Raw genomic sequence first — 23855 nt, 5'->3', positions numbered from 1 at the left:
CAGGTAGTGGGTCAACGGTGGGAGCCGAGCGGCGTGGTCGCCGGACTCGGCGCCGGACCGGGTCCGGGACCGAAGGCCGGCGGGAGGGCCGGTCTCGTCGTCCGGACGAACGGCGAGAGGGGGAGTAGCGGGCGGGAAGGCGGGTACGAGAGGCCCACGGCCACCCGGGGCGGGACGAAGGAGTGCCCGACCGTCAGCGGGACCACGGCCGCCACCGGCCCCTGCGGGACCGCCGCCGGGGTGACCGCACCGGGCCCGAGCGGCGCGGCGGCGACGGCCTGCGCGCCCGTGCGCTCGCCGGAGCGCGTGCCGCGGCCGAGGGACGTACCGGTACCGGCGCCGCCCGCGGCGGCGGTGCGCAGCGGGGTGACGGCGCTGCCCGTGCCCTGGGCCCCGCGCCCGCCCGCGTTCACCGACGCGTCCAGGGGCAGTGTGCCGCCGAGGGCGATGGCCGCGAACGAGACGGCGCTGGCCGCCGCGAAGGCGAAGCGCCGCCCGCGCCCGCCGGAGCCCGGGGCGCGGTCACCGACCTCGTGTATGCGGAAGCCCGAGTCGGGCCGTCCCGGGTGCGGGGTGACGACCGCCGCCGTGGCGAAGCCGTCCGACTTCACCCCCCGGGCGCCGAGGAGATCTTCGAGGGGGCTCTTCCGGCCTCCGGGGCCCTCCGGCCCCCCGGGATCTCCCGACGGACCGCCGGGCCCGCCGGGGAGGCCCTGGAGCCGCGCGAGGAAGCCCTCGGAGGGCGGCGGGGGCGCGGCGGAGGCGAAGACGCTCTTGAGGGTGCGCTGCGCGTCGGCCTCGGCCTTGCAGCGGGCACAGGTCGCGAGGTGCGCGAGGACCCGCTCGCGGGCGTCGTGGCCCAGCTCGCCGTCGACGAGCGCGGCCAGCCGGTCCCCGAGGTGGTGCTCCGCGGGGGTCGGTGATGTGGGGAGTGTGCCGCTCACGCTGTCCCCGCCTCCCATCCGACGGAGGCGAGCGCACGCTCCGCCCGAGCCTCGGGAGAGCGGTGCTTGAGCGCCTTGCGGAGGTGGGAGCGCCCGCGGTGGATCCGGCTGCGGACGGTGCCGAGCTTCACTCCGAGGGTGGCGGCGATCTCCTCGTACGACAGTCCCTCGATGTCGCAGAGGACGACGGCCGCGCGGAACTCGGGCGCGAGGGTGTCGAGGGCCTGCTGCACGTCGGCGTCGAAGTGCGTGTCGTTGAAGACCTGCTGCGGCGAGGGCTCGCGGCTGGGCAGCCGCTCGGCGGCGTCGTCGGCGAGCGCGTCGAAGCGGATGCGCTGCTTGCGGCGGACCATGTCGAGGAAGAGGTTGGTGGTGATGCGGTGGAGCCAGCCCTCGAAGGTGCCGGGGGTGTACGTCGACAGCGAGCGGAAGACGCGGACGAAGACCTCCTGGGTGAGGTCCTCGGCGTCGTGCTGGTTGCCCGTGAGGCGGTAGGCGAGGCGGTAGACCCGGCCACTGTGCGTGCTGACGATCTCCTCCCACGTGGGAGGCGTCCACGCCTGCGATTCCGCATCCGATGCGAAGGTCGCGGTGGTGGGTGCGGAGTCGGCGGTGCGGGAACGGTCAGCGGTGTCGGTCACGGATTTCGGCTCACCCGCCGACCTGAGAAGACGCCGAAGCACTCCTCCCCGATCCACAGGCTCAGCCGCACCTCCCCTGTCGGCTCTGGTGGTGTCCAGTGGAGCCCCTACCATAGCCACCTCGCCCGTTAGTTCCGGATAAGAATCTTTACGCGAATTTGGAACCGGCTCGCCCGGCTGCCTCCGTCGCGTCCCTCCCCCGGTGAACGCACGGTCCCATCTGCGGGTTCCCGTCGGCAGCGGATACAGTCACCGTTGCGCCAACTATGGGGACAGGAGAGGGCCATTACCGCCAACCGGCAGACGAGCTGGGCGTTCGCCGACGCCTTTGTCGCCGAGGACGAAGCACTGCGCTGGGCCCGTGAGCGGGCCGACGAGGCAGGGCTGCCCTCGGTGTCGCCGGGCACCGGCGGGGCGCTGCGCCTGCTCGCCGCGACGGCGGACGCCAAGGCGGTGGCGGAGATCGGAACCGGTACGGGCGTGTCGGGCATCTACCTGCTGCTCGGGATGCGGCCGGACGGGGTCCTGACGACGGTGGACCTCCAGCCGGAGCGGCAGCAGCTGGCCAAGACGGCGTTCCGGGCGGCGGGCTTCGCGGGCAACCGGGCCCGGTTCATCCCCGGACGCGCCCTGGACGTGCTGCCCCGGCTCGCGGACGGCGGGTACGACCTCGTGTTCTGCGACGGCGACCGCCTGGAGTACCTGGACTATCTCGCTGAATCGTTGCGCCTGCTCCGACCTGGGGGTCTGGTCTGCTTCGAGGGCGTCTTCGCGGACGGGCGGACGATCGACTCGTCGGCGCAGCCGGCGGAGGTCCAGCGGGTCCGCGAGCTGCTGCGGGCGGTGCGGGAGAGCCAGGAGCTGGTGGCCTCGCTGCTGCCGGTGGGCGACGGCCTGCTGTGCGCGGTGCGCCGCGGCTGACCGGAGCCGCACCGCCTCCGGACGCACCGCTGCCCCGGCGCGGCGGACCGGACCGGGGCAGCGGTGGAAATCCTGGAGAGAGGGTCAGCCGACGACCTTCTTGAGGGCGTCGCCCAGCGCCTCGGCCTCGTCGGGGGTCAGCTCGACGACAAGCCGACCGCCGCCTTCGAGCGGAACGCGCATGACGATGCCCCGCCCCTCCTTGGTCACCTCGAGCGGGCCGTCACCCGTCCGCGGCTTCATGGCCGCCATGCTTGTTCCCCTTCCTGAAACCAGCCCATCGACAACCGGGCAGCTCCTTGGTGTGGAGCACGCGTCACCGGCTTCGAACACATTGCTTCCAGGTCATTATCCCGCATGGCAGGACCCGATGACCAACATCGAATGGCATCGCTTGCGCAACGCGCTCTCTCATAACCCCACATTTCGGCGGTCGGCCTGCGATACTTCGCCGCTCGGCGTCCGCCCGCACCCCTCCTTTCTTTGACGCAGCTCACATGTGCGGCGGGGGCGATCTCCGCCATGCTGTGCTGGTCAACCACGCGACGAGGCGGAGGAAACCCATGGCGGACACGGTGCTGTACGAGGTGAGCGACGGGCTCGCGACCATCACGCTCAACCGGCCCGAGGCCATGAACGCGATGAACGTCGCGACGAAGGTCGCCCTCCGGGAGGCGGCGGAGACGGCCGCGTCGGACCCCGCCGTGCGGGCGGTGCTGCTCACGGCGGCCGGGGACCGGGCGTTCTGCGTCGGGCAGGACCTGAAGGAGCACGTGGGGCTGCTCCTGGCGGACCAGGAGTCCGGCACGCGCGAGACCATGAACACGGTCCGCGACCACTACAACCCGATCGTGCGGGCCCTCGCCGGCATGCGGAAGCCGGTGGTCGCGGGCGTGAACGGCGTCGCGGCGGGGGCCGGCTTCGGCTTCGCGCTCGCGGCGGACTACCGGGTGGTCGCGGAGACGGCCTCCTTCAACACCTCCTTCGCGGGCGTGGCGCTCACCGCCGACTCGGGCGTGTCCTGGACGCTGCCGCGCCTGATCGGCGCGAGCCGCGCCTCCGACCTGCTGCTCTTCCCGCGCTCGATCAGTGCCCGGGAGGCGTACGAGCTGGGCATCGCGAACCGCCTGGTCCCGGCCGCCGACCTGGCCGCCGAGGCGGCGAAGGTGGCCCGGAAGCTCGCGGAGGGCCCGACGGTGGCGTACGCGGCCCTGAAGGAGTCCCTGGCGTACGGCGCCGACCGCTCGCTCTCCGAGGCCCTGGACAAGGAGGAGGAGCTGCAGACCCTGGCGGGCGCGTCGGAGGACCACGCCATCGCGGTCCGCGCCTTCATCGCCAAGGAGAAGCCGGAGTACCTGGGCCGCTAGACCGTTCTCCTCGGCGGTTCTCCCGGACCGTTCTCCTAGGCGGTCTCCGCCGGGGCCTTCTCCCGGTCCTTCTCCGGGGCGGTGGCGAGGCCGCCGCCCCGGGCCGCGCAGTCCGCGAGGTGGTCGTCGACCAGGCCGCAGGCCTGCATCAGGGCGTAGGCCGTGGTGGGGCCGACGAAGCGGACGCCGCGCTTCTTGAGGGCCTTGGAGAGGGCCGTGGACTCGTCGGTGACCGCCGGGACGTCGGCGAGCGTGCGCGGGGCCGGGCGGGTCTCCGGGTCGGGGGCGTACGACCAGATCAGGGTCTCCAGCTCGCCCGGCCCCCAGCCGGCGAGCAGCTTCGCGTTGGCGAGGGTGGCGTCGATCTTGGCCCGGTTGCGGATGATGCCCGCGTCCAGGAGGAGCCGTTCGCGGTCGGCCTCGCCGAAGGCGGCGACGGCGGCGATGCCGAAGCCCGCGAAGGCGCGCCGGAAGCCCTCGCGGCGGCGCAGGATCGTGATCCAGGACAGGCCCGACTGGAAGGCCTCCAGGGAGAGGCGTTCGAAGAGGGCGTCGTCGCCGTGGACCGGCCGGCCCCACTCCTCGTCGTGGTACGCCGTGTAGTCCTCGGCCGACAGGCCCCAGGGGCAGCGCGCGAGGCCGTCCGGTCCGGTGAGCGTGCCGCCGGCCGTCACGGGCGCTCGTCCCGCGCGTCGCCGGGACGGAAGCCCGGACCGGAGCCGGGACCGGGGTCGGGGTCGGAGCCGAGGTCGGGGTCCGGGCCGGGGTCGGAGGCGGGGCCGAAACCGGAGCCGAAGCCGGGGCCCGTCCCCGGGCCGTCGCCCGCGCCCTCCAGCGCCTCCTCCAGTTCGGCGATCCGGGCGTCCCGCTCGGCCAGTTCGGCGCCGAGGCGGACCAGGACGTCGTCCACGTCCGCCATCCGGTAGCCCCGGGCGGCGACGGGGAGGCGCAGCGCCTCGACGTCCGCGCGGTCGACCGGCCGGGCGAGCGGCAGGGGGTCGACGAGCTGCTCGGGCGCCACCTCGGGCAGCACCTCGCTGTCGCCACCGCCGACCACGGCCAGGGTCACCGCGGCCACGACCACGACCATCGTGATGAGCAGAAACCAGAACACTGCGCGCCTCTCCCCGGAGTGGAAACCGTCCGGTGCCGATCGTGCCATGCGTCACCGGCGGTTAGGGTCGCAGGCGAACGGACGCGAGGGAGGACAAAAGGGATGCTGCGCTTGGGACGGCGTGAATTCGGGCCGCACGAGCCGGTGGTCATGGCGATCGTGAACCGGACCCCGGACTCCTTCTACGACCGGGGCGCGACCTTCCTGGACGAGCCGGCGCTCGACCGGGTCGAGCGGGCCGTGGCCGAGGGGGCGGCGATCGTGGACATCGGCGGGGTGAAGGCGGGCCCCGGCGAGGAGGTGACGGCCGAGGAGGAGGCGCGGCGCACGGTCGGCTTCGTCGCCGAGGTCCGCAGGCGCCACCCGGACGTGGTGATCAGCGTGGACACCTGGCGCGCGGACGTCGGCGAGGCGGTCTGCGAGGCCGGCGCGGACGTCCTGAACGACGCGTGGGGCGGGGTCGACCCCCGGCTCGCGGAGGTGGCCGCGAAGTACGGGGCGGGGCTCGTCTGCACGCACGCGGGCGGCGCGGAGCCGCGGACCCGGCCGCACCGGGTGGAGTACGAGGACGTGATGGCCGACGTCCTGCGGGTGACCGTGGGCCTCGCGGAGCGGGCGGCGGCGCTGGGGGTGCGCCGGGACGGGATCATGATCGACCCGGGGCACGACTTCGGGAAGAACACCCGGCACAGCCTGGAGGCGACCCGGCGGCTGGGCGAGATGGCGGAGACCGGCTGGCCGGTGCTGGTGTCCCTGTCGAACAAGGACTTCGTGGGCGAGACCCTGGACCGCCCGGTGCAGGAGCGCCTGATCGGCACCCTGGCGACGACGGCGGTCTCCGCGTGGCTGGGGGCGCAGGTCTACCGGGTCCACGAGGTCGCGGAGACGAAGCAGGTCCTGGACATGGTGGCGTCCATCGCCGGTCACCGCCCGCCGGCCGTCGCGCGGCGCGGACTGGCGTAGCCCCTGCCGTACGGCCCCCGGAGAAGCGGGAAGGGGGCGCCGCGGTGCGGCGCCCCCCGTGAGCGGACCGGTCCTACTTGCCGGTCTCCTTGCTCACCAGCGCGACCGCCTCCTCCACGTCGTCCGTGACGTGGAAGAGCAGCAGGTCCTGCTCGGAGGCCTTGCCGCCCGCGACGACCGAGTCGCGCAGCCAGTCGACCAGGCCCTTCCAGTACTCCGTCCCGAAGAGGACGATCGGGAAGCGGGTGACCTTGCGGGTCTGGACCAGGGTGAGCGCCTCGAAGAGCTCGTCCAGGGTGCCCAGGCCGCCGGGCAGGACCACGAAGCCCTGCGCGTACTTCACGAACATCGTCTTGCGGACGAAGAAGTACCGGAAGTTCATGCCGATGTCGACGTACGGGTTGAGTCCCTGTTCGAAGGGCAGCTCGATGCCGAGGCCCACCGAGACGCCCCTGGCCTCGCTGGCGCCCTTGTTGGCCGCCTCCATGGCTCCGGGGCCGCCGCCCGTGATGACCGCGAAGCCCGCCTCGACGAGCGCCCGGCCGAGCCGCACGCCCGCCTCGTACTCGGGCGAGTCCGGCTTGGTGCGGGCCGAGCCGAAGACGCTGATCGCGCTCGGCAGTTCGGCGAGGGCGCCGAACCCCTCGACGAACTCGGACTGGATGCGCATGACCCGCCAGGGGTCGGTGTGCACCCATTCCGAGTCGCCCTCGGTGTCGAGCAGCCGCTGGTCCGCCGTGCCCGGCTGGACCTGGTCCCTGCGCCTGAGCACCGGGCCCTGACGCTGCTCCTCGGGCTTCGCCACTCCCTCGGGAATGCCCATGGCCTGCTCCCTCCGCCGATCGGCGGCCCGCCGTGGACCGCCAACTGATCTTCTGGTCCGGTCAGGGTAGGCCGACACAGGTGACGAAACGCGAAATTACGGAAGTCGGGCGGTCAGCCAGTCGCGGAGCCGGGCCTCGCAGTGGTGGATCCGCTCGACCACCACGTGCTCGTCGCGCTTGTGCGCGTACATGGGATCGCCCGGTCCGTAGTTGACGGCGGGGACGCCGAGGGCGCTGAAGCGGGAGACGTCGGTCCAGCCGAACTTGGGGTGCGCGCTGCCGCCGACGGCCTTCATGAAGGCCTCCGCGGCGGGGTGGGAGAGGCCGGGCAGGGCGCCGGGGCTCTCGTCGTCCACGACGAGTTCGGCGACGTCGCAGTCGGCGAAGACCTCGCGGACGTGGGCCAGGGCCTCGGCCGGGGAGCGGTCGGGCGCGTACCGGTAGTTGACGGTGACGGTGCAGGCGTCGGGGATGACGTTGGTGGCGACGCCGCCCGAGATCGCCACGGCGTTGAGGCCCTCGTGGTACTCCAGGCCGTCGATGACCGGCTTGCGCGGTTCGTACGCGGCGAGGCGGGCGAGGATCGGGGCGGCGGCGTGGACGGCGTTGGAGCCCATCCAGGAGCGGGCGGAGTGGGCGCGCTCGCCGGCGGTGTGCAGGACGACGCGGAGGGTGCCCTGGCAGCCGCCCTCGACCTGGCCGTCGGAGGGTTCGAGGAGGACCGCGAAGTCGCCCTCCAGCCACTCGGGGTGCGCGGCGGCGATCTTCCCGAGGCCGTTGAGGTCGGCGGCGACCTCCTCGTTGTCGTAGAACACGAAGGTGAGGTCGCGGTTGGGCGCGGGGACGGTGGCGGCGATCCGGAGCTGGACGGCGACGCCGGACTTCATGTCGGAGGTGCCGCAGCCCCACAGGACGCCGTCCTCGTCCAGGCGCGAGGGCACGTTGTCGGCGATCGGCACGGTGTCGATGTGGCCGGCGAGGACGACCCGCTCCGCGCGGCCGAGCGTCGTGCGGGCGACGACGTTGTTGCCGTACCGGTCGACGGTGAGGTGCGGCAGGGCGCGCAGGGCCCGCTCGATCGCGTCCGCGAGGGGCCGCTCGGTCCCGCTGACGGACGGGAAGTCCACGAGGGCGGCGGTGAGCGCGGCCCCGTCCAGGGACAGGTCGAGGGGGGTGCCGAGGGGGGTGTCGAGCGGGGTGATGTCAGCCATATGCCGACCCTAACCCGGCCTCCAGTACGGTGGGCCCGTGTCCGAGCCCATCCGCCCCGCCCGCCGTGGCCGCCCCGCCCGTCGTGGCCGCCTCGCCCGCTCCGCGGCCGCCCTCGCCGTGCTCCTCGGCCTCGCCTCGTACGTCGGCCTCCACCAGATGACCGGCAGCAGGGGCACCCCCCGGTGCAGCGTGGGCAGCGGCGACCACCGGTACGAGTTCACTCCGGAGCAGGCGTCCAACGCGGCGACGATCTCGGCCGTGGGCACCACCCGGGGGCTGCCGGAGCGGGCGGTGACGATCGCGCTCGCGACGGCGCTCCAGGAGTCGGCGCTGCGGAACATCGGGTACGGCGACCGGGACTCGCTCGGCCTCTTCCAGCAGCGGCCGTCCATGGGCTGGGGGACGCCGGAGCAGATCATGGACCCGGTGTACTCGGCGGGGCGGTTCTACGAGGGCCTGGAGAAGGTCCCGGGGTACTCGCGGCTGCCGCTGACGGTGGCGGCGCAGAAGGTGCAGAAGAGCGGGTTCCCGCAGGCGTACGCGAAGCACGAACCGGACGCCGCGCTGCTCGCCGCCGCCCTGACGGGCCGGACGCCGGCCGGGCTCAGCTGCACGGCGAACCCGAAGGAGGGCGGGCCGGGCGATCCGCGGCGGGTGCGTACGGAGCTGATACGAGCCTTCGGCGAGAAGGCGGCCCCGGCGGCGGTGACCGGCGGTCCGAGCGCGGGCCGGTCGGCGGCGGAGCCGCCGGTGCTCGTGGTGCCGGTGCGGCCGGCGGCGGGCGCGGGGGCCGGCGCGGACGAGCGGCGCGGCTGGGAGCTGGCGCAGTGGGCGGTGGCCCGGGCGGAGTCGCTGCGCATCACGGAGGTCTCCTACGGAGGCCGGGTCTGGCGCGCGGGCGAGGCCCTGGGCGGCTGGTCGAAGTCCCCGGGCGGCGCGGCGTCGGGCGGCGATTCCGTCCGGATACGGCTGGCGCAGTAGCCGGAACGTCCCGCACGGCCGTTCCCTCCCTCACTCGCCCGTGGCACGGCGCCGGTCCGGGGGCGGGGAATTCGGCGCGGTTCCGGGGCGGTTTTCCCGGGTGGGGTGACGGCCACCCAATTCCCTTGCGGGACAAGGGAAGTGACGGTTCGCCACACGCTCGCGCAATGACACGTTCGTCCATTTTCCTCCCCGCCCGACAATACGACGCATTGCCAATTCTTTACCTTCGACCGCCGCAACCTCTCCCTCCCCGGGGCCGGTTGTCACTGCGTCCGAACGCACACGTCGCACCTCGTCGAAGGAGCACCATGTCCCTCCCCCTGACCCGCCGGATCGCCCGCGCCGCCCTCCTCGTCGCGGCCGGAGCAGCCCCCGTGGTCGGTGCGGCCGGCTCCGCGAGCGCCCTCGACCACGGCCTCGCGCCGGCCGGCGCCCTGGGCAGCCTGACCGCCGTGGACGTCGCCGAGGCGGGCAGCACCGTCGACGGCGCCTCGCAGGCCACCACCGAGGTCGTCGGCCAGGCCGGCGAGGCCGCCGCCCCGGTCGCCGAGAAGGTCGCCGGCGACACCGCCGGCACCACCGCGGGCCAGGTCGTCGGCAAGACCGCCGGCGTGGCCGCCGAGAGCGCCGAGGGCCCGACCGGCGGCGCCCTGGGCGGCGGCCTCGGCGGCCTGCCGACCGGCCAGACCCTGGGCGGCCTGCCGCTGGGCGGCTGACCTCCCTCCCTCCGTACGGAGCGGCGGAACACCGGAAGGGCCCGGGAGCACATCGCTCCCGGGCCCTTCCGCATGTGTTCCGGGCTCGGCCCGGGATGTGTTCCGGGCTCGGCCCGAAGCGTGTTCCGGGCTCAGCCCAGGCGCTTGACGGCCGCCTCGACCCGCTCGTCCGTCGCCGTGAACGCCACCCGCACGAACCGCTCCCCGGCCTCGCCGTAGAAGTCGCCGGGCGCCACCAGGATGCCCTTCCCGGCCAGGTACGCCACGGTCTCCCAGCAGGGCTCGTCCCGGGTCGCCCACAGGTACAGGCTCGCCTCGCTGTGCTCGATCCGGAAGCCGTGCGCCTCCAGGGCCGCGCGCAGCGCCGCCCGCCGGGCCGCGTACCGCGCGCGCTGCTCGGCCACGTGCGCGTCGTCGCCGAGCGCCGCGACCGTCGCCGCCTGCACCGGGGCGGCGGTCATCATGCCGCCGTGCTTGCGGATCCGGAGCAGTTCCCCCAGTACCGCCGGGTCGCCCGCGACGAACGCGGCCCGGTAACCGGCCAGGTTGGAGCGCTTGGAGAGCGAGTGGACGGCGACGATCCCCTCGTACGAACCGCCGTTGACGTCCGGGTGCAGGACGGAGACCGGGTCGGCCTCCCAGCCCAGCTCCAGGTAGCACTCGTCCGAGAAGACCAGGATGCCGTGCTCGCGCGCCCAGGCCACGATCCGGGTCAGCTCCTCCTTGGGGAGGACCTTCCCGGTGGGGTTGGACGGGGAGTTGAGCCAGAGCAGCCCGACCGCGGCCGGGTCCAGGTCGGCGACCGGGTCGTCGTAGACGACGGGGGTCGCGCCGCAGAGCCGCGCGCCGACCTCGTACGTCGGGTAGGCGAGGCGCGGGTACGCGACCGCGTCCCCGGGGCCGAGGCCGAGCTGCGTCGGCAGCCAGGCCACCAGCTCCTTGGAGCCGACCACCGGCAGGACGTTCTCGTGGGCGAACCCGACCGCGCCGAGGCGCCGCCCGCACCAGCCGGTGAGCGCGTCCCGCAGCGCCGGGGTCCCCCACACCGTCGGATAGCCCGGCGAGTCGGCCGCCGCCACCAGGGCCTCCTGGATCAGCGCGGGAACCGGGTCGACGGGCGTGCCGACGGACAGGTCCACGATCCCGTCGGGGTGCGCCAGGGCCGTCTTCTTGTACGGCTCCAGCTTGTCCCAGGGGAAGACGGGAAGGCGCGAGGAGACTGCGCTCACGGGTTGGCTCACTTCCTCGTACGGGCGCGGGCGGGCCGGTACGGACGGGCTGGCTGACTGGCTCGGGAAGCGCGGCGGCCCCGCACGGCGGTGGACGCCGTACGGGACCGGATGCGGTCGATCAGCCGTTCTGCGGCGGCAGGGCGGCGATGAAGGGGTGGTCCCGCTCGATCTCGCCGAGCTTGGAGGCACCACCGGGCGAACCGAGCTCGTCGAAGAACTCGACGTTCGCCTTGTAGTAGTCCTTCCACTCCTCCGGGGTGTCGTCCTCGTAGAAGATCGCCTCGACCGGGCAGACCGGCTCACAGGCCCCGCAGTCGACGCATTCGTCCGGGTGGATGTACAAGGACCTCTTGCCCTCGTAGATGCAGTCGACGGGGCACTCCTCGATGCACGCCTTGTCCTTGACGTCGACACAAGGCTGCGCGATGACGTAGGTCACGCTGTCGTTCCTCCTCGGTAGGGCTGGTCTGCGCGGGAGCGCGGCGTCGTCGATGCCCGCACCTAGTATCTCCGTTCTCGGGGGCGATCCGAACAGGAGGGGTGGAGAAGCAGTGGAATTCACCGGCGGTGGACGCCTTGAGATCCGTGTCACCAGGGCTGACGTGGGAAAACGTGTCTCCGTTCGGTACGTGACCGGCTCGGGCGAGGCGGGCGGCATGTTCACCGACGCGGTCGGGGTTCTCACATCGTGGGACGACGGCGTGCTGCTGGTCGCGCGGAGGACCGGCGAGACCGTCCGGATCGCGGAATCCTCCCTGGTCGCGGGGAAGGTCGTGCCCGCCGCGCCGGCCCGCCGGCGGGGCCCCGCGGCCACCTTCCCGGAGCTGGCGCGGGTCACCGCGCGCGCGTGGGAACCGGTCGAGAGCGAACCCCTCGGAGGGTGGACGCTGCGGGCTTCGGACGGATTCACCCGGCGGGCCAACTCGGTGCTCCCCCTCGGTGATCCGGGGCTCCCGGTGGCCGGGGCGCTGGCGTACGTACGCCAGTGGTACGCGGACCGGAAACTGCCCGCGTACGTGCAGACCGCGACCGGCGCCGAGGGGACCCAGGAGCTGCTCTGCGCCGAGCTGGACCGGCTCGGCTGGCGGCGCGAGGTGTCCGCCGAGGTGCGGACCGGGGCGCTCGCGCCGGTCGGGGACCTGGACGCCGACGTCTCCGCCGTCCGCCTCTCCCGCTCGTTCGACGAGGCGTGGCTGCGCCGCTACCAGCGCTTCGGAGAGCCGGGCCCGGCGGTGCGGGCGGTCCTCGCCTCCGGGCCGAGGGGGTGGTTCGCGTCCGTCGCGGGCGCGGACGGGGTACCGGCGGCGATCGGCCGCTGCGTCGTGGACGGGCGCTGGGCCGGCTTCATGGCCGTCGAGGTCGCCCCGGACCTGCGGCGCCGGGGCCTGGCCACGTCGGTGATGACCGCGCTCGCCCGCCGGGCCCTCGACGAGGGCGCGTCGGCGGCCTGGCTCCAGGTGGAGTCGGACAACGACGGCGCGCGGGCCCTGTACGACGGGATGGGCTTCGCGCCCCACCACCACTACCACCACTACCGATGGGCGGAGGCGTGACGGAGGAGGACCCCCACGACGAGCCGCCCGGTCCGCCCGACTGGCGGCGGGAGTTCGCCGAGGAGGCGCGGGCCGAGCGGCCCGATCTCGCGCGGCTCTGTCTGCTCATCGGGGCCGTGGCCGATCCCGCCGTCACCCGGCACGACCTCGACGCGGCCGAGGTCGAGCTCGACCGGCTCGCCGGGCTCGTCCCGTACGCCACCCGCGTCACCGGCGACTGGGCCGCCGCGCTCGCCGCGCTCCTCGGGCGCCGCGAGGGGTTCGAGGGCGTGCCCGCCGACTACCAGCGCCTGGAGTCCTCGCTGCTGCACGAGGTGCTCCGGCGGCGCCGGGGGCTGCCGATCCTGCTCTCGGTCGTCTGGATGGAGGTCGCCCGCCGGGCCGGGGCGCCCGTGTACGGGCTCGGGCTGCCCGGGCACTTCGTCGTCGGCTTCGGCGACCCGGCCGAGCTGGACCTCGCGGACCCGTTCGCGGGCGGGCGGGCCATGACGGGCGCGGACGCCGAGCTCCTGGTGGCGAGCGCGACCGGCGAGGCGCTCGACCGCTCGATGCTCCGGCCGGCCGAGCCCGGCGCGATCGTGCTGCGCGTCCTCAACAACATCCGCGCCTGGGCGGCCCACCGCCCCGAGCGCTCCGGGGTCGCCCTGTGGGCGGTGGAGCTCGCCCTGCTCCTCCCCTCCCACCCGGCGAGGCTGCGCTACGAGCGCGCCGAGCTGCTCGTGCGGCGCGGGGACTTCCTGACGGGCGCGGTGGAGATGGAGGCGTACGCGCAGGTGATGGACGCGGTGGACCCGGAGGCGGCGACCACGATCCGGCGCCGGGCGCTCGCCGCCCGGGCCCGGCTGAACTGAGCCCGGCCGGGACCCCGGCCTGCTCGACACCTACGACCCCGAGCGCCGCCCGGTCGCCGAGCGGATCGCGCGGGAGGACCGCGCCGACAACGCGGACGCGGTCGCCACCGGCGACTGGGACCGGTGGCGCGCGGAGCTGCCGAAGCGCCGCGTCAAGGACGGCCTGGTCCTCGGCCACCCCTACGAGCGGGGCGCCCTGCTCCCGGACGGCACGCCGCCCCCGGACGTCGCCGACCCGTACGCCCACTACGTGCCGACGGCACGCCCCGGCCACCGGGCCCCGCACCACCCCGTGGGCCCGGACGGCCCGGAATCGCTCCTCGACCTCTTCGGTACGGAACCGGTCCTGCTCACCGGCGCGGACGGCGCCCCCTGGGCGGCCGCGGCCGCGCGCGCCGCCGCGGACCTCCGCGTGCCCACGTCCTCGGCGGCGCCCCCGACGAGGAGGGCCGGACCTGGACCGACCTCTACGGGATCGCCCCGGCCGGGGCCGTCCTGGTCCGCCCCGACGGCCACGTCGCCTGGCGCGCCCCCGACGCCGTCCCGGACCACGACGGGACCCTCCGGCGGGTCGTGCGCGCCGTGCTCTCCCTGGAGGAGCCCCCGGGACGGTGAGGGGCGCCGGGAACGACGACGGCGGCGGTACGGGCGCCCGAGCGCCGTACCGCCGCCGTCCCCGGCGTCCGGGCCCGTCAGCCCTCGCCGGACAGGTCGATCGTCTTCGTGCGCTCGGCAGGCGTCTTGCCGAGGAGCGCGTCGCGCATCACGAAGGCCACGTCGTCGGCGGAGACCTCGTGCTTGGCGCCGTCGCCCTTGGTGATCATGACGCCGTCGAAGGCGCCGTCCAGGAGCCGCTCGATCGCCTTCTTGTCGTAGACCTCGACCAGGCGGCCGTTGACGGCCTTCATGGAGAGGATCTGCGGCAGCGACCGGGCCGGACCGAACTGGATCTCCTTGCCGCCCGCCCTGATCGTGATCCGGTCGGACATCGCGGGCTCCGCGAACTCCTTCATCGCCCGGTCCAGCTCGGCCTTGGTGACCATCGGCCGGCGGGAGGTCACAGGCAGCTCGACCACCTTGGTCTGCCCCGTCTCGACCTGGGCGCGGAAGGCGTCCCGCACCGAGTAGACCGAGCGCCGGACGTCCAGGCCCTTGCCGGGCTTGCCCTCGACCGGGGTCACCTTGTTCGGCGCGAAGAGGATCGTGCCCTCGGTCGCGGAGCCGGAGGCGCCCGCCAGGTCGGTCAGGGCGACGGCCAGCTTCTCCTCGTCGACCGGGAAGACCGGCTTGGCGACCCGCTCGCCGCCGAAGAGGGAGCCGATGACCGAGACGGGGTTGTAGTCGCTGCCCGCGGCGTTCCGGACGGTCTCCTGGCTGTCCAGGGAGAGGCCCGCCTTGTCCGGGGGCAGCTGGACCTTCTTGCCGGCGACGGAGAGCTGGAGCGGGGCGTGGGCGCGCTTGCCGAGGGCCGCCTCCAGCTTGTTGACGGCCTCCTCCTTCGTGCCGCCGCCGATGTCCACGCCGAGCACCGTGGTGCCCTTGGGGACGTCGGAGTGGTTGAGGAGCAGTCCCGCGCCGTAGGCGACGCCGACGAGGCCGAGGACTCCGGCGCCGAGCAGGACCAGCTTGGAGCGGCCCTTCTTCTTGGCCGGGGCCTGGCGCGCGGCCGGGGCGGGGGCGGGCCGCTCCTCGACGCGCGGGGCGAGGTCCGGGCGGGCCTTCGCCGGCGGGACCACGGGGATGCCGCTGGTGAGCGTGTCGCCGGAGACGTGTCCCGCGCCCTCGGCCGCCGGACCGCCGGAACGGCCCGGGCCGCGGCCGGAGGCCGGGGCGGGCTGCTGGGGCGTCAGGACGGCGGTGTCGTCGGACATGCGCGGGGTGCCGCCGGGGTACTGGGCGCCCGCACCCTGGCCGGCGGGCCCCTGCCCGACCGGCCCCTGACCCTGTTGCCCCATCGGCCCCCGGCCCTGCCCGCCGACGGGCCCCTGGCCCTGCTGACCGGCCGGCCCCCGGCCCTGACCGCCCTGGCCCCGGAAGGGGCCCTGGCCGCCGGGACCGCCGAGCGAGGCGATGCCGCTCATCGGGCCGGTGGTCGGACCGGACGGAGCCGCCGGACCGCCCTGGACGGGCGTGCCGCCGGCCGGGGTGCCGTCGTACGGCGGGGTCCCGCCCGCCGGGGTCCCCTCGTACAGCGGGGTCCCGCCCGCGGGGGTCCCGTCGTACAGGGGCGTGCCCCCGGCCGGGGTCCCGTCGTACGCCGGTACGCCCCCGGCGGGGGTCCCGTCGTGGAGAGGGGTCCCGCCCGCCGGGGCCCCCTCGTACACCGGCGTGCCGCCCGCGGGCGTGCCGGTCTCGTACAGCGGGTTGCCCGGGACGGGGCCGGACGGCGGGGTGACCGGGCGGCTCGACGGGGCGCTGCCGACCGTCGGGACGCCCGAGGTCGCGGAGCCCGCGAAGCCCGTGCCCGGGGCGTCCGGACCGGGCGCCGTCCGCTTCGGGGACGGCGCGGGGGTCGGGTCGGGCGCGGGGGTCGGGGCGGGCGCCGGGGACTTGCGCGGCGCGAACCAGTCGCTCGTCTCCTTCGCCTTCGGCGCGGCGGGCTCCTCGGCCCTCGGCGGCTCCGGGGCCGCCACCGGCTCGGGCTCCGGCTCCGCGGCGGGGGCGGGCTCCGGCTCGGCCTCCGGGGCGGACGCCTCGTTGACCGTCTTGCGGACCACGACCGGCGGGATCGGACGCGAACCCGGGATGTTGATCCGGATCCGGGTCGTCAGGGTCGTCTCGGTCTTGGGCTCCTCCGGCGGTGCGGACGCGGCGGTCTCCTCCGGCGCGTCCTGCGAGGGGTGGAGCGACGGATACTGGCGGGATCCGTACGGCGGGGTACCCGAGGGGTACGCGGCTCCACCGCGCCCCTGGGCGCCGGAGGACGAACTGTCAGTCTCTCGACCAGTTTCACGACTCAAAGCAGGATCTCCCGGTTGGCTCCACCGCCCGCTCTTGCTGGTGCTCGTGTGACCCGGGCGGTTCGGCGGCGCGCACCACCATACTGGCCGCCGCCGCCGCGCACCCGACCCCCGGGCCCCCGACGACGGGCAATCCGGCCGAAGTCGGGACGTCCCCGACCTCAAGTCCTCCTGTTCACCGGGGCGGTCGCGGCAGCCTGACCAGCGTGGCGCACATCACAGCGACGCCCATGCCCCCGAAGAGGAAGAGCAGCTCGCCGACGCCCCCGCCGAACACCCCGTCGCCCTCGGGGCGTCCGAAGCTGAGCAGGACGACGGCGAGGAGCCAGCCGCCGCCCGCCGCGGCCACGCCGGCCTGGGTGCCGGTGGCGCGCAGTCCGCCGTAGAAGAGGCCCGCGGTGGCGAGGAGCGCGAGGAGCAGCCCGGCGGGGAGCCAGGCGGCCTGGACGAGCGCCCCGGCGGCCCCGACGAGGGCGCCGAGGACGAACAGGAGGCCGTACCAGACGTATCGGGCGGTACGGGGGACGGAGAGGCCGTCGGACGCGGCGGCGGGGCGGTCGGGCGCGGCGGGGCGGCCCGACGAGGCCGCGCGCCCCCGGGACGACGGGTTCGGCGAGGAGGAGGGGCTCACGCGGTCACCCCCGCGAAGAGGTCGGTCTCGCGCTCGCCCTCGGGCGCGCCGGGGGTGCCGTGCACCAGTTCGTAGTACTCGGTGGTGAGGAGCGGCTGCCCGAGGTCGTTGGAGAGGGCGAAGAAGGGCCCGTCGACCGCGACTTGGGTGGCGTGCGCGGCCATCGCGGCGCTCTTGCGGGCCGCCTGCTCCGGGGTCCCGGCGATCTCGGCGGTGATCCGGTCCTCGTCCACGACGCCGGGGACGTCCTCGACCGCGGCGACCGCCGGGAAGGCGGAGCCCTCGGCGCGCAGCCGGGCGAAGCCGGCCTCGGCCACGGGGCGCGGGACGCGGTTCCAGTAGACCTTGGCGATGGCGTGGGCCGGGCCGAGGTCGGGGCGGAAGTCCGGGTCGGCGGCCAGTTCGGCGGCACGGGTGGCCACCCGGTGGGCCTGGATGTGGTCGGGGTGGCCGTAGCCGCCGTCGGGGTCGTAGGTGACCAGGACCTGCGGGCGGGTCTCGCGGATCACCTCCACGAGGTACGGGGCGGCGGTGTCCACGTCCGTGTTCCAGAAGGCGCCGTCCCGCCCGTTCTGCTCGACGCCCATCATCCCCGAGTCGCGGAAGCGCCCGGGGCCGCCGAGGAAGCGGTGGTCGGTGACGCCCAGCTCGGCCATCGCGGCGGCGAGTTCACCGACGCGGTACGGGCCGAGCCGGTCCTCGCGGTCCGGGGCCAGGTGGGCGAGGCCGGGCGGGATGACCTCGCCCTCCTCGCCGAGCGTGCAGGTGACGAGGGTGACGAGGGCGCCCTCGGCCGCGTACCTGGCCATGGTGACGCCGTTGTTGATCGACTCGTCGTCCGGGTGCGCGTGCACGAGCAGCAGACGGCGGGCGGGGAGATCGGGCATGCCCCCACCCTACGAGACCCCGCCCCGCGACACCCCGCGCGGCCGGACCGGGAGGACGGCCGCCGGGTGCGCGGGCCCGGAACCGGGGCTCGGAGCCGGAGCCCGGAACCCGGGGCTCAGAACTTGAGGCCGCCGATCATGCCCGCCACGTTGGTCGTGAGGGTGCTGATGGACGGGGCGATGGACGAGCTCGCCAGGTAGAAGCCCAGGAGCGCACAGACCGCCGCATGTCCAGCCTTCAGCCCGGATTTCCGGATCAGAAGGAAGACGACGATCGCCAGCAGCACCACCACGGAGATCGAGAGTGCCACGGCGGTTCACCTCCACACTTCTTCGGTCGGACTTCCCCGGTCGGTTTGTCCGGAGCGGTTCGGGCAAGGAGCAGAACGCATGTGCCGGACGGATGTCTACCCACCCAGCGCTACGGATCATAACTATCCGTGCCATCGCATCGATCGGCGGACGGAGGCACGAGGGGGGCGCACAGCGCTACTTTCGGCCTCATGACCCTGTCTCGACAGCAGCCCGCCCCACCCTCGGCCGGCCTATCCTTCCCCCGCCAGCACGCCCGGACCCAGCGGTTCGCCCTGGGGGTCCCGCGCGGTTTCTCGGTCTCCCCGGACGGGGAGCGCGTGGTGTTCGTCAGATCCGCCTCCGGCACGGACCGCTCGCACCGGCTCTGGGTGCTCGACCTGCCGCCGGGCGGCGAGCCCGCGGAGCGGGTGGCCGCCGACCCCGAAGTGCTCCTCGCGGGCGCGGCGGAGGAGCTGTCCCCGCAGGAGCGGGCGCGCCGGGAGCGGAGCCGGGAGGGCTCGGCCGGGATCGTGGCGTACGCGGTGGACGGAGCCGTGGAGCTGGCGGCCTTCGCCCTGTCGGGGCGGCTGTTCGCGGCGGAGCTGCGGGCGGGCACGGCGCGGGAGCTGCCGGTGCCGGGACCGGTGATCGACCCGCGGCCCTCGCCGGACGGGCGGCTCGTGGCGTACGTGGCGGAGGGCGCGCTGCGGGTGGTGGGCGCGGACGGCTCGGACGACCGGGCGCTGGCCGCTCCGGAGGACCCCCACGTCTCCTACGGATTGGCCGAATTCATCGCCTCGGAGGAGATGGGGCGGTATCGCGGCCACTGGTGGTCCCCGGACTCGGACCGGCTGCTCGTGGCGCGGGTGGACGACCGGGCGGTGCGGACCTGGTGGATCGCGGACCCGGCGCACCCGGAGCGGGAGCCGCAGCGGGTGGCGTACCCGGCGGCGGGGACGGACAACGCGGAGGTGCGGCTGTTCGTCGTGGACCTGGACGGGTCCCGTACGGAGGTGGAGTGGGACCGGGAGCGGTACCCGTACCTGGCGCGGGTGCACTGGTCGGCGGCCGGGGCGCCGCTGCTCCTCGTCCAGACGCGGGGGCAGCGGGAGCAGGCGCACCTGGCGGTGGACCCGGCGACCGGGGAGACCTCGGTCGTACGGGTGGAGGAGGACCCGGCCTGGCTGGAGCTGCTTCCGGGGGCGCCGGCGTGGAGCGCGGACGGGCGGCTCGTGCGGATCGCGGACGTCGCGGACGGCGGTTCCGACGTGGACACGGGCGACGGCGGGGCGCGGGTCCTGATCGTCGGGGACCGGGTCCTCACCGACGGGCGGCTGCACGTGCGGGCGGTGCTCGACGTCGGCCCGGACGACGTGCTCGTGTCGGCCTCGGCGGGCGCGGCGGCCGAGGCGCCGGAGACCGGCGAGACGCATGTGTACCGGGTGACGGAGGAGGGCGCCGAGCGGGTCTCCGGGGGCTTCGGCACGCACGGCGCGGTGCGCGCGGGGGCGGTGACCGTCCTGGTGTCGGCGCGGCCGGACGAGCCGGGGAGCACGGCGCGGGTGCTGCGGGACGGCGAGCAGGTCGCGGTGGTCGCCTCGTCCGCGCAGCGGCCGGTGATCGCCGCCCGGCCCCGGCTCACGGAGGCCGGGCCCCGGCGGATCCCGTGCGCGGTGCTCCTGCCCTCGGGGTACGGGGAGGGCGACGGGCCGCTGCCGGTCCTGATGGACCCGTACGGCGGTCCGCACGGGCAGCGGGTGGTGGCCGCGCACAACCCGCACCTGACGTCCCAGTGGTTCGCGGACCAGGGCTTCGCGGTGGTCGTGGCGGACGGGCGCGGCACGCCGGGCCGCTCCCCCGCCTGGGAGAAGGCGATCCTGCGCGACCTGACGCCGGCGCTCGACGACCAGGTGGAGGCGTTGCACGCGCTCGCCGGACGCTTCCCGCTCGACCTGGACCGGGTGGCGGTCCGGGGCTGGTCGTACGGCGGCTACCTGGCGGCCCGGGCGGTGCTCCGGCGGCCGGACGTCTTCCACGCGGCCGTCGTCGGGGCGCCGGTGACGGACTGGCGGCTCTACGACACGCACTACACGGAGCGGTACCTCGGCACCCCGCAGGACGACCCGGAGGTGTACGCGGCGCAGTCGCTGCTCACCGACGACGGGCTGTCGTCCCCGGAGGTCCCGGTGCGGCCGATGCTGGTCGTGCACGGGCTCGCGGACGACAACGTGGTGGTGGGGCACGCGCTGCGGCTCTCCTCCGCGCTGCTCGCGGCGGGCCGGCCGCACGAGGTGCTGCCGCTGTCGGGGGTCACGCACATGACGCCGCAGGAGCAGGTGGCGGAGAACCTGCTCCTGCTCCAGGTGGACTTCCTGAAGAGGTCCCTCGGCCTCGACCGGGGCTGAGGCCGGGAACCGGCCCGGGTCACCAGCCGGGCGGCCGGGGGTGCGGCGGGGGCGGGGGCGGGGGCGGCACCCCGGCCGGCGGGTACGGGGCGGGCGCGGCGGCGGGGGCGCCGCGCCCGGCCAGGAGGACGAGGACGGCGGCGCCCGCGAGGAGCCCGAAGAGGGAGGTGAGGACGTCCGCCCGGTGCACGGCGGGGAGGTCCGCGAGGTGGGCGAGCGCTTCGTACCGGACGGCCCCCGCGGTCCCGCCGAGGCCGTGGGCGGCCAGGAGCGCCCCGGCGAGCAGCCCGAAGGCGCGGGTGTGGCGGGCCCGCGCGAGGGCGGAGGCGGCGGCCGCGGCGTACAGCGCGGCGAGGACCGCCGCCAGCCAGCCGGGCGGGGGCGCGAGGGCCGCCTTGACGACGGACCGGCCGCCGGTGAACCGGGCGACGGTGGCCTCCAGGGGCAGCCGGGACGCCCCGTACAGCTCCCAGCCGGCGACGACGGCGGCGGCGACCGCGAGCAGGACCCCGGCGGCGACGGCGGCGCCGGTGCGGGGGCGGCCGGGCAGCGGCTCGTACGGGGTGGCCGCCGGTCGGCGTCCGACGGCCGCGACGAGCACGAGGCCGGTGGCGAGGGCCAGTTCGAGCAGGGCGGTGACGAGGGCCCCGCTGCCGGGCGCCCAGAGGCCGGGCAGGCGCAGGGCGAGGGTGGCGGCGCCGGTGGCGGCGAGCGCGGAGGCGGCGTGCCGCGAGCGGAGGGCGGCGACGGCGGCGGCCGCGGAGGCGACGAGGAGCACCGGATCGACCAGGGAGGTGGCGGCCCGCCCCCGGGCGAGGAAGAACCGGTCCCCGGCCCAGTACCACGCGAGGTCGGCGGGCGAGCCGAGCGCGGCGAGGTCCTTGAGGATCCACACGGCGGCCGTCAGGACGAGCGCGGCGCAGAGCGCGGCGCCGGCGAGTCGTGCCGGTCGTGTCACAGTCACGGCTTCGATACTCACGGTCGCGACCGGCCGGGACAAGCGGTTCCGGATATCCGGGGGCGTGGGGCTGCCGGCCGGAGCGCCTGGTGCGCCCCGGCCGGCCCACGGCACCCGCACGGCCGTACGCTGCGCAGCCTGCCGTGTCCGTATATCGGAGCCGAGTCGGGCGGATTGCCCCGGTGTTAAGGGGTGCCGGGGGGCGGGGGGTTCGTCCCCGGGGTGTCGTCCTCGGGGCGGAGGAAGTGGCTGCCGCCCGGGGGCGGGGTGCCGGGCTTCTCCTCCAGGTGCGGGGCGCCGTCCTCCGGTGGGGTCCCGGCGCCGTCCTCCCCCCGCTTCTCCAGGACCGCCCGGTGCTCCTCCGCCACCACGTGCTTCTCCTCCGCGAAGTGGCAGGCCGAGTCGTGGCGGGCCGGGCTGTCGGTGAGGCGGAAGACGGCCGGGACCGCCAGGAGGGGGACCTCCTGGGCGCAGCGCTCGCGCGCCTTCCAGCAGCGGGTGCGGAAGCGGCAGCCGGAGGGGATGTTCGCCGGGGAGGGCACGTCGCCGGTGAGGATGATCCGCTCGCGGTGGGCGCGCGCCTCGGGGTCGGGGACGGGGACGGCGGAGAGCAGCGCCTGGGTGTAGGGGTGGGTGGGGTGGTCGTAGATCTGCGCGTCGGTGCCGATCTCGACGATCCGGCCGAGGTACATGACGCCGACCCGGTCGGAGATGTGCCGCACGATGGACAGGTCGTGGGCGATGAAGACGTACGACAGGGAGAACTCGGACTGGAGCTGTTCCAGGAGGTTGACGACCTGGGCCTGGACGGAGACGTCGAGGGCCGAGACCGGTTCGTCCGCGACGATGACCTCGGGCTGGAGGGCGAGGCCGCGGGCGATGCCGATGCGCTGGCGCTGGCCGCCGGAGAACTGGTGCGGATAGCGGTTGATGTACTCGGGGTTGAGGCCGACGACGTCCAGGAGGTCCTGGACCTTGCGGCGCCGGTCGCCCTTGGGCGCGACCTCGGGGTGGATCTCGTACGGCTCCCCGATGATGTCGCCGACGGTCATGCGCGGGTTGAGCGAGGTGTACGGGTCCTGGAAGACCATCTGGATGTTGCGCCGGACCGCCTTGAGGGCGCGCGGGGAGAGCTTGGTGATGTCCTCGCCCTTGTAGCGGATGGTGCCGGAGGTGGGCCGTTCCAGGTTGACCAGCATCTTCGCGACGGTCGACTTGCCGCAGCCGGACTCGCCGACGATGCCGAGGGTCTCGCCGGCGACGAGGTCGAAGTCGACGCCGTCGACGGCCTTGACGGCGCCGACCTGCTTCTTGAAGAGGATGCCCCGGGTGAGCGGGTAGTGCTTGTGGAGGTCCCGGACTTCGAGGATCGCCTCGCCCGTCCCGGCCGCCCGGGTCGTCCCGGCCGTCTCAGCCATGGAGGCACTCCTTCCAGAAGTGGCAGGCGCTGGCGCGCGGCACCGGGGACTCGGTCACCTCGTACAGCGGGGGCTCGTCGGTCCGGCAGACGTCCTGGGCCATCGGGCAGCGCGGGTTGAAGGCGCAGCCGGGCGGGATGTGCAGCAGGTTGGGCGGCAGGCCCTTGATCGCGTAGAGGTCCTGGCCCTTCTGGTCCAGGCGCGGGATCGATTCGAGGAGGCCCTTGGTGTAGGGGTGGGCGGGGGCCTTGTAGATCTCGTGGACGGGAGCCTGCTCGACGATCCGGCCCGCGTACATCACGGCGATCTTGTCCGCGACGTCCGCGACGACGCCGAGGTCGTGGGTGATGAGGATGAGCCCCATGTTGAGCTCGCGCCGGAGCTCGGCGAGCAGGTCCATGACCTGGGCCTGGACGGTGACGTCGAGGGCGGTGGTGGGCTCGTCCGCGATGATCAGCTCGGGTTCGAGGGCGAGCGCCATGGCGATCATGATGCGCTGGCGCATGCCGCCGGAGAACTGGTGCGGGTACTGGCCGACGCGCTCCTTGGCGGCGGGGATGCGGACCCGGTCCATCAGTTCGACGGCCTTGGCCCGGGAGTCCTTCCGGGACATGCCCCGGTGGACCTGGAACATCTCGCCGAGCTGGTCCCCGACGCTGAGGACGGGGTTGAGGGAGGACAGCGCGTCCTGGAAGACCATCGCCATCCGGGCGCCCCGGACCTTGCGCCGCTCGTCCTCCTTGAGCTTCAGGAGGTCCTGTCCCTGGAAGAGGATCTCGCCCCGGGTGATCTTCCCCGGGGGGACGTCGAGGATGCCCATGACGGCCTGGGCGGTGACGGACTTCCCGGAGCCGGACTCCCCGAGGACGGCGAGGGTCTCCCCCGCGTCGACGGAGTAGTCGACGCCGTTGACCGCCTTGGCCACCCCGTCCCGGGTGTGGAACTCCACGTGCAGGTCGCGCACTTCGAGCAGCATGGGT

At 74.8% G+C, this 23855-nt stretch carries 25 protein-coding genes and 1 pseudogene; 10 read left to right on the top strand and 16 right to left on the bottom strand.

All coding sequences use genetic code 11. From position 1 onward, the window contains the following. Window positions 1-11: 11 nt before the first annotated feature. Window positions 12-944 (bottom strand): anti-sigma factor family protein, encoded by a 933-nt coding sequence (locus OO47_RS13065; protein WP_030207097.1) that lies wholly within the window; start codon window positions 942-944, stop codon window positions 12-14. Next, a complete protein-coding gene (gene sigE / locus OO47_RS13060) occupies window positions 941-1699 on the bottom strand; it encodes an RNA polymerase sigma factor SigE (RefSeq protein WP_078489629.1) in 759 nt (252 codons plus the stop codon). Before sigE ends, OO47_RS13065 begins: the two co-directional genes overlap by 4 nt. A 141-nt stretch (window positions 1700-1840) precedes the next feature. Between sigE and OO47_RS13055 the strand changes: the two genes are divergently transcribed. Continuing rightward, window positions 1841-2506 (top strand): O-methyltransferase, encoded by a 666-nt coding sequence (locus OO47_RS13055; protein WP_078489628.1) that lies wholly within the window; start codon window positions 1841-1843, stop codon window positions 2504-2506. Window positions 2507-2590: 84 nt separating this feature from the next. Here OO47_RS13055 and OO47_RS34950 read toward each other — a convergent pair whose 3' ends face one another. After that, complete coding sequence (locus tag OO47_RS34950; RefSeq protein ID WP_009997451.1) at window positions 2591-2758, bottom strand: DUF3117 domain-containing protein; 168 nt, start codon at window positions 2756-2758, stop codon at window positions 2591-2593. Window positions 2759-3069: 311 nt separating this feature from the next. Between OO47_RS34950 and chcB the strand changes: the two genes are divergently transcribed. Beyond that, the gene (gene chcB / locus OO47_RS13050) at window positions 3070-3873 is read left to right on the top strand and encodes a 2-cyclohexenylcarbonyl CoA isomerase (protein WP_030207081.1); all 804 of its coding nucleotides are present in this window, start codon (window positions 3070-3072) and stop codon (window positions 3871-3873) included. A gap of 35 nt (window positions 3874-3908) precedes the next feature. On the opposite strand, the gene OO47_RS13045 is transcribed toward chcB, so the two are convergent. Further along, window positions 3909-4547, bottom strand: coding sequence for a DNA-3-methyladenine glycosylase I (locus OO47_RS13045; protein ID WP_051715355.1), 639 nt, complete (start codon window positions 4545-4547; stop codon window positions 3909-3911). Then, window positions 4544-4987, bottom strand: a complete 444-nt coding sequence (locus tag OO47_RS13040; RefSeq protein ID WP_030207071.1) for a hypothetical protein — start codon at window positions 4985-4987, stop codon at window positions 4544-4546. Before OO47_RS13040 ends, OO47_RS13045 begins: the two co-directional genes overlap by 4 nt. Before the next feature lie 102 nt (window positions 4988-5089). On the opposite strand from OO47_RS13040, the gene folP reads away from it, so the two are divergent. Further along, window positions 5090-5950: a dihydropteroate synthase gene (folP, locus tag OO47_RS13035; protein WP_030207068.1), complete on the top strand. Its 861-nt coding sequence runs from the start codon at window positions 5090-5092 to the stop codon at window positions 5948-5950. 73 nt (window positions 5951-6023) lie between these two features. Here folP and OO47_RS13030 read toward each other — a convergent pair whose 3' ends face one another. Both OO47_RS13030 and dapE read right to left on the bottom strand, forming a co-directional pair. Beyond that, window positions 6024-6773, bottom strand: coding sequence for an LOG family protein (locus tag OO47_RS13030; RefSeq protein ID WP_030207066.1), 750 nt, complete (start codon window positions 6771-6773; stop codon window positions 6024-6026). Window positions 6774-6869: 96 nt separating this feature from the next. Next, window positions 6870-7985 carry a succinyl-diaminopimelate desuccinylase gene (gene dapE / locus OO47_RS13025; RefSeq protein WP_030207064.1) on the bottom strand — a complete coding sequence of 372 codons (1116 nt, stop codon included), beginning with the start codon at window positions 7983-7985 and terminating at the stop codon, window positions 6870-6872. A 37-nt stretch (window positions 7986-8022) separates the two neighbouring features. Between dapE and OO47_RS13020 the strand changes: the two genes are divergently transcribed. Together OO47_RS13020 and OO47_RS13015 are read left to right on the top strand one after the other, a co-directional pair. Continuing rightward, on the top strand, window positions 8023-8967 hold the full coding sequence (locus OO47_RS13020) for a hypothetical protein (protein ID WP_199812297.1): 945 nt from the start codon (window positions 8023-8025) through the stop codon (window positions 8965-8967). Window positions 8968-9278: 311 nt separating this feature from the next. Continuing rightward, window positions 9279-9686: a hypothetical protein gene (locus OO47_RS13015; protein WP_030207057.1), complete on the top strand. Its 408-nt coding sequence runs from the start codon at window positions 9279-9281 to the stop codon at window positions 9684-9686. A 131-nt stretch (window positions 9687-9817) separates the two neighbouring features. Here OO47_RS13015 and dapC read toward each other — a convergent pair whose 3' ends face one another. Further along, entirely contained in the window at window positions 9818-10915 is a 1098-nt protein-coding gene (gene dapC, locus OO47_RS13010) for a succinyldiaminopimelate transaminase (RefSeq protein ID WP_030207054.1), read from the bottom strand. Between the two features lie 121 nt (window positions 10916-11036). Further along, window positions 11037-11357, bottom strand: a complete 321-nt coding sequence (gene fdxA / locus OO47_RS13005) for a ferredoxin (protein ID WP_015035968.1) — start codon at window positions 11355-11357, stop codon at window positions 11037-11039. Between the two features lie 112 nt (window positions 11358-11469). On the opposite strand from fdxA, the gene OO47_RS13000 reads away from it, so the two are divergent. The 4 genes and pseudogenes from OO47_RS13000 (at window position 11470) to OO47_RS38745 (ending at window position 13937) form a co-directional block, all read left to right on the top strand. Then, complete coding sequence (locus OO47_RS13000) at window positions 11470-12471, top strand: GNAT family N-acetyltransferase (RefSeq protein WP_030207051.1); 1002 nt, start codon at window positions 11470-11472, stop codon at window positions 12469-12471. After that, a complete protein-coding gene (locus OO47_RS12995) occupies window positions 12456-13322 on the top strand; it encodes a transglutaminase family protein (protein ID WP_030207049.1) in 867 nt (288 codons plus the stop codon). The genes OO47_RS13000 and OO47_RS12995 overlap by 16 nt, the downstream gene beginning before the upstream one ends. 250 nt (window positions 13323-13572) lie before the next feature. Continuing rightward, a pseudogene (locus tag OO47_RS38750) lies at window positions 13573-13737 on the top strand (aromatic-ring hydroxylase C-terminal domain-containing protein); the annotation flags it as partial. Then, window positions 13695-13937 carry an aromatic-ring hydroxylase C-terminal domain-containing protein gene (locus OO47_RS38745; RefSeq protein ID WP_407696298.1) on the top strand — a complete coding sequence of 81 codons (243 nt, stop codon included), beginning with the start codon at window positions 13695-13697 and terminating at the stop codon, window positions 13935-13937. The pseudogene OO47_RS38750 and the gene OO47_RS38745, both read left to right, overlap by 43 nt. Window positions 13938-14014: 77 nt before the next feature. On the opposite strand, the gene OO47_RS12985 is transcribed toward OO47_RS38745, so the two are convergent. The 4 genes from OO47_RS12985 to OO47_RS12970 form a co-directional block, all read right to left on the bottom strand. Next, the gene (locus OO47_RS12985) at window positions 14015-16282 is read right to left on the bottom strand and encodes a hypothetical protein (RefSeq protein ID WP_063831899.1); all 2268 of its coding nucleotides are present in this window, start codon (window positions 16280-16282) and stop codon (window positions 14015-14017) included. Between the two features lie 175 nt (window positions 16283-16457). Further along, a complete protein-coding gene (locus OO47_RS12980; RefSeq protein WP_167345317.1) occupies window positions 16458-16913 on the bottom strand; it encodes a DUF6113 family protein in 456 nt (151 codons plus the stop codon). Next, the gene (gene mshB, locus OO47_RS12975) at window positions 16910-17800 is read right to left on the bottom strand and encodes an N-acetyl-1-D-myo-inositol-2-amino-2-deoxy-alpha-D-glucopyranoside deacetylase (protein WP_030207038.1); all 891 of its coding nucleotides are present in this window, start codon (window positions 17798-17800) and stop codon (window positions 16910-16912) included. The genes OO47_RS12980 and mshB overlap by 4 nt, the downstream gene beginning before the upstream one ends. Window positions 17801-17916: 116 nt before the next feature. Beyond that, window positions 17917-18111: a hypothetical protein gene (locus tag OO47_RS12970; RefSeq protein WP_015035959.1), complete on the bottom strand. Its 195-nt coding sequence runs from the start codon at window positions 18109-18111 to the stop codon at window positions 17917-17919. A 192-nt stretch (window positions 18112-18303) separates the two neighbouring features. On the opposite strand from OO47_RS12970, the gene OO47_RS12965 reads away from it, so the two are divergent. Beyond that, on the top strand, window positions 18304-20499 hold the full coding sequence (locus OO47_RS12965) for a S9 family peptidase (protein ID WP_030207033.1): 2196 nt from the start codon (window positions 18304-18306) through the stop codon (window positions 20497-20499). Window positions 20500-20518: 19 nt separating this feature from the next. Here the strand turns inward: OO47_RS12965 and OO47_RS12960 are convergent, their stop codons facing one another. The 3 genes from OO47_RS12960 to OO47_RS12950 all read right to left on the bottom strand — a co-directional run bounded on the left by OO47_RS12960 (window position 20519) and on the right by OO47_RS12950 (window position 23851). After that, entirely contained in the window at window positions 20519-21463 is a 945-nt protein-coding gene (locus tag OO47_RS12960) for a hypothetical protein (RefSeq protein WP_030207030.1), read from the bottom strand. 179 nt (window positions 21464-21642) lie between these two features. Further along, window positions 21643-22875 carry an ABC transporter ATP-binding protein gene (locus tag OO47_RS12955; RefSeq protein WP_051715353.1) on the bottom strand — a complete coding sequence of 411 codons (1233 nt, stop codon included), beginning with the start codon at window positions 22873-22875 and terminating at the stop codon, window positions 21643-21645. Then, complete coding sequence (locus tag OO47_RS12950) at window positions 22868-23851, bottom strand: ABC transporter ATP-binding protein (protein ID WP_030207024.1); 984 nt, start codon at window positions 23849-23851, stop codon at window positions 22868-22870. The genes OO47_RS12955 and OO47_RS12950 overlap by 8 nt, the downstream gene beginning before the upstream one ends. Window positions 23852-23855: the final 4 nt, after the last annotated feature.

This window comes from Streptomyces bikiniensis (assembly GCF_000716625.1).
Classification (GTDB): Bacteria; Actinomycetota; Actinomycetes; order Streptomycetales; family Streptomycetaceae; genus Streptomyces; species Streptomyces bikiniensis.
The sequence above is the reverse complement of the archived record's forward strand: the minus strand, read 5'-3'. Positions and strand labels throughout refer to the sequence as shown.

What these genes read in the sequence shown, in the direction of transcription:
- sigE (WP_078489629.1), bottom strand. Translation starts at nt 1,699, where the DNA reads ATGGTAGGGGCTCCACTGGACACCACCAGAGCCGACAGGGGAGGTGCG.
- OO47_RS34950 (WP_009997451.1), bottom strand. Translation starts at nt 2,758, where the DNA reads ATGGCGGCCATGAAGCCGCGGACGGGTGACGGCCCGCTCGAGGTGACC.
- chcB (WP_030207081.1), top strand. Translation starts at nt 3,070, where the DNA reads ATGGCGGACACGGTGCTGTACGAGGTGAGCGACGGGCTCGCGACCATC.
- folP (WP_030207068.1), top strand. Translation starts at nt 5,090, where the DNA reads ATGCTGCGCTTGGGACGGCGTGAATTCGGGCCGCACGAGCCGGTGGTC.
- OO47_RS13030 (WP_030207066.1), bottom strand. Translation starts at nt 6,773, where the DNA reads ATGGGCATTCCCGAGGGAGTGGCGAAGCCCGAGGAGCAGCGTCAGGGC.
- dapE (WP_030207064.1), bottom strand. Translation starts at nt 7,985, where the DNA reads ATGGCTGACATCACCCCGCTCGACACCCCCCTCGGCACCCCCCTCGAC.
- OO47_RS13015 (WP_030207057.1), top strand. Translation starts at nt 9,279, where the DNA reads ATGTCCCTCCCCCTGACCCGCCGGATCGCCCGCGCCGCCCTCCTCGTC.
- OO47_RS12995 (WP_030207049.1), top strand. Translation starts at nt 12,456, where the DNA reads ATGGGCGGAGGCGTGACGGAGGAGGACCCCCACGACGAGCCGCCCGGT.
- mshB (WP_030207038.1), bottom strand. Translation starts at nt 17,800, where the DNA reads ATGCCCGATCTCCCCGCCCGCCGTCTGCTGCTCGTGCACGCGCACCCG.
- OO47_RS12965 (WP_030207033.1), top strand. Translation starts at nt 18,304, where the DNA reads ATGACCCTGTCTCGACAGCAGCCCGCCCCACCCTCGGCCGGCCTATCC.
- OO47_RS12955 (WP_051715353.1), bottom strand. Translation starts at nt 22,875, where the DNA reads ATGGCTGAGACGGCCGGGACGACCCGGGCGGCCGGGACGGGCGAGGCG.
- OO47_RS12950 (WP_030207024.1), bottom strand. Translation starts at nt 23,851, where the DNA reads ATGCTGCTCGAAGTGCGCGACCTGCACGTGGAGTTCCACACCCGGGAC.